The organism is Mesorhizobium sp. L48C026A00, from assembly GCF_000502375.1.
Taxonomy (GTDB): Bacteria; Pseudomonadota; Alphaproteobacteria; order Rhizobiales; family Rhizobiaceae; genus Mesorhizobium; species Mesorhizobium muleiense.
Genome location: NZ_AYWU01000002.1, coordinates 43,422 through 55,748, shown reverse-complemented (window position 1 = coordinate 55,748; position 12,327 = coordinate 43,422). Strand labels below are relative to the sequence as shown.

Genomic DNA, 12,327 nt, shown 5'->3' with positions numbered 1-12,327 from the left:
GGGCCATGTGCCCGGGTTCCATCTGCTCCAATGCTCCAGAAAAACGACGCCGGTGTCGGCTTGCGTTGAGCCCGAACGTCGCTTGCCCCCATTAACTGGCTTTTGATGCAGCGCTTTCTTGCCCTCCTCACCTGGCTCGCCTTTCCGGTCTATGTCTGGCAGGGGCTCGGCGTGCGCCGCCGCACCAGCCGCATGCTGCCGGCGCAAGGTCCGGTCATGCACGAGATTTCGGGCCTGGCGCCGGCGATCTCGCTGCTGATGCTTGGCGATTCTTCCGCCGCATCGGTCGGCATCGGCAATTCCGAGTACGGGCTCGCCGCGCAACTGGCCGAGCTGATCTCAAAACGCACCGGCCGCGCGGTGCGCTGGCGGGCAGCCGGCTTCAACTCGGCGACCTCAGGCCAGATCCGCGATCATGTGCTGCCCAATCTGTCGGCCGATCCGTGGCCGCATATCGTGCTCGCCGTCGGCACCAACGACACCAAGAACTTTCACTCGGTGCCACGCTTCAAAAGCGATTTTGGCGGCCTGCTCTACGCGCTGCGCGCCAAATGGCCGGAGGCGCGCGTGGTGTGGTCGCCGGTGCTGGAATTCACCCGCGCACCGGCAATGCCGCCGCTGCTCGGAAAAATCCTGGAGATCCGCGCCGCCGAGATGAACCGGATGGGCGAGCGCCTTTGCCTCGAACGCGGCGCTGTGCCGGCGCCGCGCCTGCCGATCACCGATGCCGAAGCCGGTTTTGCCTCCGACGGATTTCATGCCTCGGAAGCCGGCTACCGGGCCTGGGCGGAACATCTGGTCGATTTGGTGCTGGCCAACGAACCACGCCTCGCGTAGCGGCCTGCCAGCGCTACGTCCCCAGCCCTACATCCCAATCCCTACGTCCAATGGCCCAGCGCCGCTGTTATCGAAATCGCCGCCATCGCCAATACCGCCAGCTTCCAAAAATCGCTGCGCCGCTTCAGCCCCGGCCAGCCGAGCGGCTTGATCAGCTGAATGACCATCATGGCGACGATAACGAGCGCAAGAAGTTTCGACATGCCGCTTTTGATCAGCGTTGCGGGCGGCTGTCAAAGTGCTCCGCTCGCACCAGAACGCCATAACGCTGAGAGGTTCTATGCCAGCGGCTTGAGGCCGGCCTCGATCGCAGCCCGTTTCGGTTCGAGGAACGGTGGCAAGGCCAGCCTTTCGCCCAGCGTTTCCAGCGGCTCGTCGGCCGTGAACCCTGGGCCGTCGGTGGCAATCTCGAACAAGATGCCGTTTGGTTCGCGGAAATAGAGCGAGCGGAAGTAGTATCGCTCGACCTCACCGCTTGACGACAGGCGGAACTCGGCCAGCCGCGCCGTCCATTGATGCAATATCTCCTGGTCCGGCGCCCTGAATGCCACGTGGTGGACCGCACCGGCGCCCTGCCGTGCCGGCGCAAGGCCCGGCTGCACGGCGACATGAAGCTCCGCCGCCGGGCCGCCTTCTCCCATCTCGAAGACGTGAACCTGGCCCTGGCCATCCGGCGAGGCATAGTTTCTCGCCTTGCGCATGTTCATCACCTTGGTCAGCAGGGTTTCAGTGTTGGTGATGTTGGGAACGCTGATGACGATAGGCCCGAGCCCGCGTATCTGGTGCTCGATGGGGACCGGGCTTTGATCCCAGGGGTGACTGTCGCCCTTGCCGCCATCGCTGACGAGACGCAGGCGCTGGCCTTCCGGGTCTTCGAAGTCCAGCGACGGGTAGCCGCCGATATCGCCGATCTCTCCCGTCGCGACGGTCTCTTCCGTCGCGAGGGGCTCGCCGGACAAGTGCTGCTTCCACCAGACAAGGCTTTCAGGGCTGGCGACCCTCAGGCTGGTCCGCACGATGCTGTTGGTGCCGCGCCGCTCGCGTCCGACCGGCCAATCGAAGAAGGTAAGATCGGTGCCAGGCGTCGCCTCGGCGTCGGCATAAAAAAGGTGATAGGCCGACGTGTCGTCCTGATTGACCGTCTTCTTGACCAGTCGCAGGCCCAGGGTCCTGGTGTAGAAACGAAGGTTTCCGGGTGCATTGGCCGTGATTGCGGTCAGATGGTGAATTCCTGTCAGTTGCAGGCTCATTGTCATCTCCCTGATCTCTGGAAAATTTTTCTCCTTCGATATCAGAACCCTGGCCCTGTCGCTGCTGCCGATTCCGATGGTCCGTCGTTGGCAGATGAAAGACTTGATCCCGGCGACCAGAAAGCCTGCTTCACTCGGGCAAACGGATCAGAACCGGCAAAACCTGGCACGCTCACCAAAGACCGCTCAGCCTCCTGACAGACTGCTGTCAGGAGGGCTGTGCGATAGTGTCTCCATCGAAAGAGAGGAGACCAGCCATGAACGGTTTTACCATTCTGCGTAGCGTTCAGCACTATGTCGGCAAGATTCGGACGATGCGCAACGAGATCCGCACCCGGCGTTTCATGAACGGGTTGCCGCAGAGCATCCGCAAGGACATCGGTTGGCCGGATAATTATGATTGCCGCCACCGCCGCGGCCATTGAGGCGATTTTTTCGCAGCAGCGGTTGCATGCGGACGCCACGCGCCCAGATAAACAGGTCCGGCGGACCGAAAGACGGAGCAGCAAATGTCCGAACAGAAAACTATCGGCGTTCTTTTCATCGATCGCTTCGCCGACTGGGAATACGGGCTGCTGGCGGCTTCGGCGGTCGAATGGTTCGGCGCACGCGCGGTTTCGCTGGCGCCGAACGGCAAACCGGTGACTTCGGCCAGCGGATTTATGCTGACGCCCGACCGCTCCACCGCGGTTGATGAAAACACCGATCTCGACGCCGTAGCGGTCATCGGCTCCGACCAGTGGGTCGATGCTCCGCCTGACGTCTCCGCACTGCTGACAGCGGTCGCAGCGCGCGGCGGTGTGGTCGGCGGCATCTGCGCGGGCACGCTGGCACTGGCGCGTGCCGGCCTGTTCGGCAACGCCAAACACACCAGCAATGGTCGTGACTGGATCAACGAAAAGGAACCGGGCTATCCGGGCGCTCAGAACTATCAGGACGTGCCCCATGCCGTCGCTGACGGTCGCATCGTGTCCGCGCCGGGTTCGGCTCCCGGCACCTTCGCTCTTGCCTATTTGAAGACGCTCTATCCCCAGAGAAGCAGCGATCTCGCTGAGATGCGCACGCTGTTCGCCAAGGAGTATGCAGAAGGGGAATATGCTGAAGCCTCCTGACAGTATGGTGTCAGGAGCGGCGTGCAATAATTCGAAAGTACCAGGAAGCAGACATGGCCTTCATCCCTGCAAAAGCTTCGGGCCCTTCGTCTAGGTGACGCATGGTAAAGAGCTGGAACGACAGGCTGAACACGCCGGGCATCAACGGTATCAAGCCGACGCCGCGGACTGTTGGCGACGTCGTCGAGGGCCAGCCGATGCTGGTGCCGACGGCTCGGCAGGTCGATGATTTCATTCGCTCCATTCCAGAGGGCGTGGCCATGGATATCCGCGCGTTGCGCGCCGCGCTCGCCATTGAGCATGGCGCCGAAGTGACATGTCCGGTCACCATCGGCTATCATCTGCGCACTGTCGCCGAGGCCGCGAACGAGGATTTGGAACGTGGCATGACGCTGAGCGACATCACACCGTTCTGGCGGGTGCTGGATGCAAAGACGCCGACAACAGGGAAGTTGTCTTTCGGCGCGGCATTCGTCGCCGCGCAGCGCAAGCGCGAAGGGCTTGAGCCATAATGCATCGCCCGAAAGTTGGAACCGGTTTGGGGACAACGACAGGCTAAAAACAACATCGAGGGACCGTACGATGCGCCGCGCCGACAGGCTCTTCCAGATCGTGCAGCATCTGCGCGGTGGCCGCCTGGTCACCGCCCAGAAGCTGGGCACGTGGCTCGAGGTTTCCGAGCGAACCATCTACCGCGACATCGCCGACCTGCAGTCGACGGGCGTGCCGATCGACGGCGAGGCCGGCGTCGGCTACATGATGAGGGAGGGTTTCGACCTTCCGCCGCTGATGTTCACGCGTGACGAGATCGTCGCTCTGGTCGCCGGCGCCCGCATGGTGCGCGCATTTGGCGGCGCTGCCATGGCGCGGGCCGCCGACGAGGCGCTGGTCAAGATCGGCGCCGTGCTGCCCGATGCCGAAAAGGACCGCATCGCCCGCACCGAGATCCACACGCCGATGTGGGTGGTGAGCGACGCCGCCCGCGAAGCCATCGACCTGATCGAGCGCGCGGTGGAGAAACGCCAGGTGCTGACCATCGACTACTCCGACGAAGCAGGCCGCAGCACCGTGCGCGACATCAGGCCATTGGGCCTGTGGTTCTGGGGCAAGGTGTGGACGCTGGTCGCCTGGTGCGAGATGCGCGACGACTTTCGCGCTTTCCGCATCGACCGCATTGCTTCAGTGGTGATAGCCGGCCGCGTCTTCAAGCCGGAGCGCGGCAAGCAGCTCGCCGATTTTTACCGTGCGGTGGAGCGCAGCGAGGACTACGGCATGGCGCCGGACCGGGCCGCGCGAACCTAGGCGCGGCGCCTCTTCCTTCTCCCCTTGTGGGAGAAGGTGGCCGCCCACGGGTCTTGCCTCCGGCAAGCCCGAGGACAGGCTCCGCGGCCGGATGAGGGGGTGTTCCAGGGAACGCCGACGCCTCATTTCTTCCAACACCCCTCTTCCGTCTCAGCGCTGCGCGCCGATCCACCTTCTCCCACAAGGGGAGAAGGAAGAGGCGCCTCAGCCCTCCTCGTCGTCCTTGTCCTCGTCCTTCGACTTCAGCGCCGAGAGCTTGGCGAAGACGGCGTTGGCGTCGAGTTCCGCATCCTCGTCCCTTGGCTTCTCCGGCGCCGGCACGAGGCGCTCGGTCAATGCCGCCGGCAGCAGCGTGTCGCCGGCCGGCTGTGCCTGTTCGCGGCCACGCGAGGCGCGGTTGACTTCCATGTCGAGGTCGATCTGCGAGGCGAGCCCCAGCGTCACCGGATCCATCGGCTGCAGGTTGGCTGAGTTCCAGTGCTTTCTGTCGCGGATCTGGTCGATCGTCGACTTGGTGGTGCCGACGAGGCGCGCGATCTGCGCGTCCTTCAACTCGGGATGGTTACGCACCAGCCAGAGGATGGCGTTGGGCCGGTCCTGGCGCTTCGACAGCGGCGTGTAGCGCGGACCCTTGCGCTTGGATTCCGGCACCCGCACCTTGGGGTCTGACAGCTTCAGCCGATGGTTCGGATCCTTCTCGGCGCGTGCGATCTCGTCGCGGCTCAGCTGGCCGGTCATGATCGGGTCCATGCCCTTGATGCCTTGCGCCGATTCGCCGTCGGCGATCGCCTTCACCTCGAGCGGATGCAGTCCGCAGAACTGCGCGATCTGCTCGAAGGACAGCGCGGTGTTGTCGACCAGCCAGACGGCGGTCGCCTTGGGCATCAGCAGCGTATTGGCCATTGCAAATATCCTTCTCGTTCGCCCGCGTTCCCGCGCGGGCGGTGGTTTTAGAGCCACCAAAATGGGAAAATCGCGGTTTATATAGCCGCTCCGTTGCCGTTCCGCAACGTTTTTGGAAGGTAGTCGCGAGATGGGGGGAGATATCGAACCTGTCAAGGCAGCCTTATCGGCGTCAGCATCGCGCCTTCGGTGAGCCGCTCAGCGGCCGCGGCCGCTAGCCCGGCAACAAAACGTCCTTCTGTCGGCATTTGCCGACTGTTAGTGGGAACATGTTTCATCCACATTTCGCTTCGGTAGCGGCGAGCTGCTTTGGGAGGGCAAGCCGCCGCCGATGTGGGCTAATCGATGTTGGAAACCGGGCACGCTGTCGCGGCGGGGTTGTTTCCGTTCGCCATTTCCTATGCGCTTCTGGCAATGCTGCCGGGCGCCAATTTTGCTGTCGTCGCGCAGGCCGGGCTAACTGCTTCGCGTGCCACAGCACTTTCGGCCGCCGCCGGCATTGCCCTAGGCGCGAGTTCGCTGGCGATGGTCGTCGCGACGGGCGCTGCAGCGTTGCCGCCGGGGGGCATTGCGCACCAGATAGCCGCCAGCCTTTACGGCGCAATGCTGGTCTTCATCGGCTGGAATTCGATGCGGCGGGCGCTGTCGATCACGATCGGCGCCGACGAGCCGAAGCCGCTTCCCATCGTTCGGTACTTCCGGCTGGGGTTCGTCACGGCGGCGGCAAATCCGGCCACCGCATTGTTTTTTGCATCCTCTGCGCTGAGCTTGAATACGCGCGGGCCAATCCAGATATCCGTGATAGCGCTGGTTTTTGCCATTGCAATCGCCTGGTTTGGCCTTGTCGGCCTGGCTATTTCCCAGCCAGCCATGCGCGAATTCTACAACCGTTTCCGCAAGCACGTGGACATCGTGCTGGGAGGCGCCTTGATAGCGATTGGTTTTGCCGCGCTTGGCCATTGAAGCAACAAATAGGCGGTCTTCCACCGATTTGGCCGATCGTCATCTGCGATTGAGCGGTTCTGTGCTCTTGAGCAAGGCGACGAGTTGGCTTTGCTGACTTGTCCCGGTCTTGGCGAAAATCCGTTCGAGATAGGTCCGGCCGGTCTTCACGGTGATCTTCAAGTCGGATGCCGCATCTTTCAAGGGTCGTCCCTGCGAAAGCGCGGCGGCCAGACGAGCCTCGGAGGGCGTCAGGTCGAACAGGCCCGCGAGGAGGGTTGGTGAAGGCACGACGGAACTGGCACTTACCGCCGTCGCCGCAACCAGGATGTCCGCGCCGGAGAAAATATCATGTGCGGCGCGGCGCAGCGGCAAAAGATGGATGACCAGAGCCGGCCGGCTTTCGTTCGCAGCAACAGGAATGGATCGGATCGCGAAATCGTTGCGGTTCTCGAGAATGGCCCGCTGGAAAAGCGCATTGGCGGAGGCATTGGCGATCGCCATGCCGCCATAGGCGGTTGGCAGAAACATCTCGGTCATTTCTTCCAGCAGGCTGTTGGCCGTCAGCACGCGTCCCGATGCAGCCATGACCGCGGCCGGCAGCCCGATGGTCTCGAGTGCCGAGACGGTCGCCCTGGCCTGTTCCAACCCCAATCGCGCCGAGACCATGCCGGCCCGCGCGAAATGCGGGCGAAGCTGGTCCAGCCGATCGACCGACGCCCGATCGTAGGTGCCATCCTTCATCCACCGTTGAAAGACGAAAGTGACGAGCTCGCCACTCGGCATGGCGACTGCCGAACAAACATGTGCGCCGATACCGGCCGCTCTCAGCTGTATCCGTACCGGATCACGTTCGACCTCTTCGGCTGTCAGGAAATCTTCGACCTGAACGAAGCTCGCCGGCTGCATGCTGCACATACGCTGTACCGCGTCAGAGAATTTCCAGCCGTCGCTGGCGACAAATTCATCAAACACGGATCGCAGCGAGTTGCCGTGAACCGGAGAAACGTCACTCAATCTGCCGCGAACCGGAGATTCGGCACTGAACAGGAAGATGGCGCCGGTGGCCGAACCTGAAAGACTGCCGGCAGCTTCGAGCGCATCCCCCCAAAGTTCCGGCACGAAAGCCGCCTCGTAGATCTTGTCCGTCAGATCGTCGAACATGGGCGCAAGCCTGTTTCAGAGTCAGCACGCTACTGGCCCGGATCAGCGCCCGCTGCCGCTGACCTAGTCCCGCGCGATCAAAATGCCAACGCTGAAACCGGAGTCAACCGCAGATTGCGGTCGAGTTGTATTCGGTTCTCGATAGTGGCCATCATAGCAGCCGCCGCTGTAGCCTCGGACTTAAAAACGACAAAACCCGCCAGACTGGGTCCAGCGGGCTCGGAACCGGCGGCGGGAAACCCGCCTGCCTCGGCTCTTGCTTGGCGGATCAAAGCGTCTTGCGGGCGATCCTCTCGATGTCACCACGGTTGATGCCGAGGTCGTTTAGCTCGCGGGCGTTCAGGCGGTTCAGTTCGCGCACGGTTTCATTGTACATGCGCCAGTTACGGAAAGCACGGATCGGGTTCATGGTAGTCCTCCATCGTTTCGATGCCGCTCAAATAGGCACCGTTGATGAAAAGTTGAACAGACGCTTTTGCATGGCGGCAATGCGTTTGTTGCATTGCGCAATTAAGGTTTTGTTCAGCTTGCTTGCCGACCGTCAGCCGACATCGAGCACGATCTTGCCGATGTGGTCGCCGTCCTCCATCCGCTCATGCGCCCGCCACGCTTCCCTGAGCGGAAAGATCATGTCCATGACCGGTGCTACCTTGCGGGTGCCGAGCAGCGGCCACACCTGCGCCTCCAGCGCTGCGGCGATCGCCGCCTTGAATTTGACGGTGCGCGGCCGCAGCATCGAGCCGGTGTGGGTGAGCCGCTTGGCCATCATCTTCGAGAAGTCGGTGCTTGCCACCGCCCCGCTCTGCGTGGCGATCTGGACGATGCGGCCTTCCACCGCCGCGGCCTCGTAGTTTCGCACCACATAGTCGCCGCCGACCATGTCGAGGATGACGTTGGCGCCCTTGCCGCCGGTCGCGTCCTTGACCGCCGCGACGAAGTCCTCCTCGCGGTAGTTGATCGCCCGGTCGGCGCCGAGCTTCAGACAGACGTCACACTTCTCCTGGCTGCCGGCAGTGGTAATGACATGAGCGCCGAAGGCCGAGGCGAGCTGGATCGCCGTGGTGCCGATCCCGGACGAGCCGCCATGCACGAGCAGCGTCTCGCCGCTCTTTAGAGCGCCGCGTTCGAAGACATTATGCCAGACGGTGAAGTAGTTTTCCGGTACCGCCGCCGCTTCGGTGTGGGTAAAGCCGGCCGGCAGCGGCAGCACGCTGCCGGCATGGACCTTGACGTATTCGGCATAGCCGCCGCCGGGCGTCAGCGCGCAGACCCGGTCGCCGACGCGCCAGCGCGATATCTCGTCGCCAAGAGCGGCAACTTCGCCTGACGCTTCGAGGCCCGGCAGGTCCGACGCACCAGGCGGCGGCGGGTAGACGCCCTTGCGTTGCTGCACATCCGGCCGGTTGATACCGGCGGCGCGCACCCGGATCAGGATTTCGCCAGGTCCGGGCACGGGCACGTCGCGCGTTTCCGGTTTCAGAACCCGCGGTCCGCCGGGTTCTGAGATCGCGATGGCCGTCATCTTCGCCGGAATCTTGTCCTGTCCACTCGCCATGAATTTTTCCCGTCTCGCTTCGCCAGCTTCTTGCCGACTTGCCGGTTTTATTGCCGACTGTTTGCATCCATGCCCTTGCCCTATGTATGCTGATTGCCAAATCAGGCAAATGGCCACTGCAGCGCCGGGCGTGCGATTGGACGCGCCAAGGACGCTGTAGCCGTTTAATTTTGACGCATGAGCGAGGAGCGACGATGGCGATCTTCGACGACGAACCCAAAAAGAAAGCGCGCCCGCATGAGATCGGGCAGGATCTGTCGCTGCTTTCCGTCGATGAACTGTCCGAGCGGATCGGCATCTTGCGCGACGAGATCGCCCGGCTCGAAGCCGAACTCAAGACTAAGAGCACCACCAAATCAGCGGCCGAGGCGCTGTTTCGCCGCGGATAGTTTCCAGAGCCGAAGCGCCCGCCGCCGAAAAGCTCGAATGCGACTGTCTTCAGACCCTCCCCAAATTCCAGCCGGATCAGCTAAATGTTTGCAAGCTACCGACCGATCCTTTCGCTGCTTCGCGGCACCGCTTTCCTGCTTGCGGCAACCGGACTGCACGGGCTGTTGTTGCCGCTGCGCGGCCAGTTGGAGGGTTTCTCGACCGCATCGCTCGGCCTGATGGGCACGGCCTGGGCCGGCGGCTTCGTCACCGGCTGCTTCTTTGCGCCGCGCCTGGTGCGCCGCGCCGGTCACGTACGCGCTTTTGGCGCCTTTGCGGCATCGGGAGCCATCGTCGCACTGCTCACCGGCCTGATCATCGACGAATATATCTGGATCCTGCTGCGCGCCTTCACCGGCTTCACCATGGCCGGCGCCTTCATGATCATCGAAAGCTGGCTCAACGAGAAGTCCACCAACGAGAACCGCGGCGCCGTCTTCGGCCTTTACATGATGGTCACCTATGCCTCGATCATGGGCGGCCAGATGATCGTTGCCGGCGGTGATGTGAAGTCGGCCTCGCTGTTCATGATCACCGGTATCCTGTTCTGCCTGTCGCTCATTCCGACCGCAGTGTCGACGGCTTCGCATCCCAAGCCGCTGCAGGACGTCTCGCTCGACGTCAAGGGGCTCTATGTCAATTCGCCGGTGTCGGCGATCGCCTGCGTTCTGATCGGCGTCGCCAACGGCGCCTGGGGCACGCTTGGCGCCGTCTATGGCGCCCGCATCGGCATTTCCACGGCGGAGATCGCGCTGATGATGAGCCTGGTGGTCGTCGCCGGCGCCGCCATGCAACTTCCGGCCGGGCGTCTCTCCGACAAGACTGACCGCCGCTTTGTGCTGGCGGGCCTGGCATTCGGCGCGGCGCTGTTCGCCATCGCGCTGTTCCTGTTCGAGCCGCGCTCCGGCGTCTTCGTCATCGTCTGCACCGCTGCCTACGGGGCCTTTGCCTACACGCTTTATTCGATCGCCGTGGCCCATGCCAACGACCACGCCCGGGCGGAGGATTTTGTCAAAGTGTCCGGCGGCTTGCTGCTGCTCTATGGTTTCGGCACGATGATCGGGCCGCTGCTGGCCGCCGGCCTGATGGGCTGGATGCGTCCGGAAAGCCTGTTCCTTGCAACGGCACTCGCGCATCTTTGCCTGGCAGGCTATACGCTGCTGCGCATCAGCCGGCGCGCACCGGTGCCAATCGAAGACCGCGACGCCTTCAAGACGCAACCGGCCGAGCGCTCGATCACGCCGGAAGCCTTGCGGCTCGATCCGCGCAGAAAGCCTGAAACCAACGGTTGAGATTTGGAAAACTTTGCCTCACAAATAAGCCATGATGTTTTCCGACGCCTTCATGGCGATTGCCGATCCCAACCGGCGCTATCTCTTGGAAGAGCTTCGGCGCGGCCCGAAGACCGTCAACGAACTGGCCGCCGGGTTGCCGGTCTCGCGCCCAGCGGTTTCGCAGCATCTGAAAGTGCTGCTCGACGCCGGGCTGGTCAACGCCAAGCCGGAAGGGACAAGGCGCGTCTATACGGTCAGCAGTGCCGGCTTCCTGAAGCTCAACATCTGGCTCGACCAGTTCTGGGAAGCCGAGCAGCTTAGCTCGCCCGGAAGCTGAGCTGCGCCGTCGCATCTTTGCCAGTAGACAGGCATGGCGAAGCTCCTCTGGATCCAGGTGCTGGCGCTGAGCCTCACATCTCATTGAAACAATGTCAGACACCGGCCTAAGCGTTCCAGCTTGGACGTTTCTGAACGCGGTCGAGCCAATGATGGACATTGACGAGCGAGTCCGGGATGTCGGCTCCGAAGAAGGCGCCAAGCCACGCTGCGACGCCGGCGGTGATGTCGGCGACGGAGTACTGGTCGCCCGCGATGAACGGGCGGCCATCGGCGATCTCGCGGTCAAGCCACGCCCACTTTGCCGGAACGGCTTCGCGCTGGGTTTCGGCGAAAGCCGGGAACTGCACAAGCCGCTCCGCAAACATGGGATCGGAATGCAGCGCAATGCTGCCGATCGCTCCGAAGATCTCGATCTCGGCGCGGCGGTTCCACATCTCGACCTTGCCTTGGCTGACCGCGTCCGAGCCGAACAGTGCCGGCGTTGGATGAAGCGCCTCCAGATAGCGGCAGATGGCGATGCTTTCGGTGATCACCGTCCCGTCATCGAGCACGAGCACGGGAATCTGGCCGAGTGAGTTGAGCTCAAGGAATTGCGGGGTTTTGTGCTCGCCTTTTGTCAGATCGACATCAACCCGAGGAACGTCGATGCCTTTCTCAGCCATGAAGATGCGGACGCGGTAGGAATTCGGACCGATGCCGCAGTAGAGTTTCATCATATCCTCCCGATTCTGCTGGTCTTTGGCTCAGGCTGGGGCACTCGCGCGCATTCCACCCGCAGGTTGTCGAGCATCTGGCTCCAGCCAGCCTGATGGTTTTTGGGCTGATCATGGCCGTCAAGAAAGGCGCCTTGCTCGGTCATCAGCAGCCGGCAGCCTGTGCCTTCTGGACTGAATTCAACCGTCAGCAGGCCGACAAACAATCGCTGGCCGCTGCTGATCATGCCTCCAGCCGAGACGATGCGCTGGTCGCGCACGATGTCGAGGTAGCGCGTCTCGTTCACATAACTCTCGCCATCCTTGGGTCCGAAACGGCTGAGCGCAATGCCGCCCACTTGGAACTCGAAGCATTCAATGCTGCTTTCCCAACCCTCGCCGGGCGAGCCCCAGCGCTGCAATGCGGCGGGATCGGACCAAGCGGCGAACACCCTCGCCGGCGAAGCGTCGTAGCTGCGTTCGAGCACTATGGTCGAATGGATGACGGAGCGTTCGCTCATGTTGGCC

At 62.8% G+C, this 12,327-nt stretch carries 17 protein-coding genes; 9 read left to right on the top strand and 8 right to left on the bottom strand.

Features of this window, described 5'->3' with window-relative positions; genetic code table 11:
• Window positions 1-105 precede the first annotated feature (105 nt).
• Window positions 106-837, top strand: a complete 732-nt coding sequence (locus tag X738_RS47365; RefSeq protein WP_023797064.1) for an SGNH/GDSL hydrolase family protein — start codon at window positions 106-108, stop codon at window positions 835-837.
• A 41-nt stretch (window positions 838-878) separates the two neighbouring features.
• On the opposite strand, the gene X738_RS82090 is transcribed toward X738_RS47365, so the two are convergent.
• On the bottom strand, window positions 879-1,040 hold the full coding sequence (locus X738_RS82090) for a hypothetical protein (protein WP_023797063.1): 162 nt from the start codon (window positions 1,038-1,040) through the stop codon (window positions 879-881).
• Between the two features lie 75 nt (window positions 1,041-1,115).
• Window positions 1,116-2,087 carry a ring-cleaving dioxygenase gene (locus X738_RS47360; protein ID WP_023797062.1) on the bottom strand — a complete coding sequence of 324 codons (972 nt, stop codon included), beginning with the start codon at window positions 2,085-2,087 and terminating at the stop codon, window positions 1,116-1,118.
• 257 nt (window positions 2,088-2,344) lie between these two features.
• Between X738_RS47360 and X738_RS82085 the strand changes: the two genes are divergently transcribed.
• From X738_RS82085 to X738_RS47345, 4 genes are all read left to right on the top strand, one after another.
• Window positions 2,345-2,512, top strand: a complete 168-nt coding sequence (locus X738_RS82085; RefSeq protein ID WP_023797061.1) for a hypothetical protein — start codon at window positions 2,345-2,347, stop codon at window positions 2,510-2,512.
• An 84-nt stretch (window positions 2,513-2,596) separates the two neighbouring features.
• Entirely contained in the window at window positions 2,597-3,199 is a 603-nt protein-coding gene (locus X738_RS47355; RefSeq protein ID WP_023797060.1) for a DJ-1/PfpI family protein, read from the top strand.
• 101 nt (window positions 3,200-3,300) lie between these two features.
• A complete protein-coding gene (locus tag X738_RS47350; RefSeq protein ID WP_023797059.1) occupies window positions 3,301-3,711 on the top strand; it encodes a hypothetical protein in 411 nt (136 codons plus the stop codon).
• Window positions 3,712-3,781: 70 nt separating this feature from the next.
• Window positions 3,782-4,501 (top strand): helix-turn-helix transcriptional regulator, encoded by a 720-nt coding sequence (locus tag X738_RS47345; protein WP_023797058.1) that lies wholly within the window; start codon window positions 3,782-3,784, stop codon window positions 4,499-4,501.
• A gap of 204 nt (window positions 4,502-4,705) precedes the next feature.
• Here the strand turns inward: X738_RS47345 and X738_RS47340 are convergent, their stop codons facing one another.
• On the bottom strand, window positions 4,706-5,404 hold the full coding sequence (locus X738_RS47340) for a DUF1013 domain-containing protein (protein ID WP_023797057.1): 699 nt from the start codon (window positions 5,402-5,404) through the stop codon (window positions 4,706-4,708).
• A 345-nt stretch (window positions 5,405-5,749) separates the two neighbouring features.
• Between X738_RS47340 and X738_RS47335 the strand changes: the two genes are divergently transcribed.
• Window positions 5,750-6,367, top strand: coding sequence for a LysE family transporter (locus tag X738_RS47335; protein WP_023797056.1), 618 nt, complete (start codon window positions 5,750-5,752; stop codon window positions 6,365-6,367).
• Window positions 6,368-6,406: 39 nt separating this feature from the next.
• Here the strand turns inward: X738_RS47335 and X738_RS47330 are convergent, their stop codons facing one another.
• The 3 genes from X738_RS47330 to X738_RS47325 all read right to left on the bottom strand — a co-directional run bounded on the left by X738_RS47330 (window position 6,407) and on the right by X738_RS47325 (window position 9,065).
• Entirely contained in the window at window positions 6,407-7,510 is a 1,104-nt protein-coding gene (locus tag X738_RS47330; protein ID WP_023797055.1) for a helix-turn-helix transcriptional regulator, read from the bottom strand.
• Between the two features lie 268 nt (window positions 7,511-7,778).
• A complete protein-coding gene (locus tag X738_RS81980; RefSeq protein WP_023797054.1) occupies window positions 7,779-7,919 on the bottom strand; it encodes a DUF1127 domain-containing protein in 141 nt (46 codons plus the stop codon).
• Window positions 7,920-8,051: 132 nt separating this feature from the next.
• Entirely contained in the window at window positions 8,052-9,065 is a 1,014-nt protein-coding gene (locus X738_RS47325; RefSeq protein ID WP_031254085.1) for an NAD(P)H-quinone oxidoreductase, read from the bottom strand.
• A 194-nt stretch (window positions 9,066-9,259) separates the two neighbouring features.
• Here X738_RS47325 and X738_RS47320 point away from each other — a divergent pair, with 194 nt between their 5' ends.
• From X738_RS47320 to X738_RS47310, 3 genes are all read left to right on the top strand, one after another.
• On the top strand, window positions 9,260-9,454 hold the full coding sequence (locus X738_RS47320) for a DUF1192 domain-containing protein (protein WP_023797052.1): 195 nt from the start codon (window positions 9,260-9,262) through the stop codon (window positions 9,452-9,454).
• A gap of 84 nt (window positions 9,455-9,538) precedes the next feature.
• Complete coding sequence (locus X738_RS47315) at window positions 9,539-10,786, top strand: MFS transporter (protein ID WP_023797051.1); 1,248 nt, start codon at window positions 9,539-9,541, stop codon at window positions 10,784-10,786.
• Window positions 10,787-10,817: 31 nt separating this feature from the next.
• Window positions 10,818-11,105: an ArsR/SmtB family transcription factor gene (locus tag X738_RS47310; protein WP_023797050.1), complete on the top strand. Its 288-nt coding sequence runs from the start codon at window positions 10,818-10,820 to the stop codon at window positions 11,103-11,105.
• A 106-nt stretch (window positions 11,106-11,211) separates the two neighbouring features.
• On the opposite strand, the gene X738_RS47305 is transcribed toward X738_RS47310, so the two are convergent.
• Together X738_RS47305 and X738_RS47300 are read right to left on the bottom strand one after the other, a co-directional pair.
• Entirely contained in the window at window positions 11,212-11,820 is a 609-nt protein-coding gene (locus tag X738_RS47305) for a glutathione S-transferase family protein (RefSeq protein WP_023797049.1), read from the bottom strand.
• Complete coding sequence (locus tag X738_RS47300; protein WP_023797048.1) at window positions 11,820-12,320, bottom strand: SRPBCC family protein; 501 nt, start codon at window positions 12,318-12,320, stop codon at window positions 11,820-11,822. Before X738_RS47300 ends, X738_RS47305 begins: the two co-directional genes overlap by 1 nt.
• Between the last annotated feature and the right edge of the window lie 7 nt (window positions 12,321-12,327).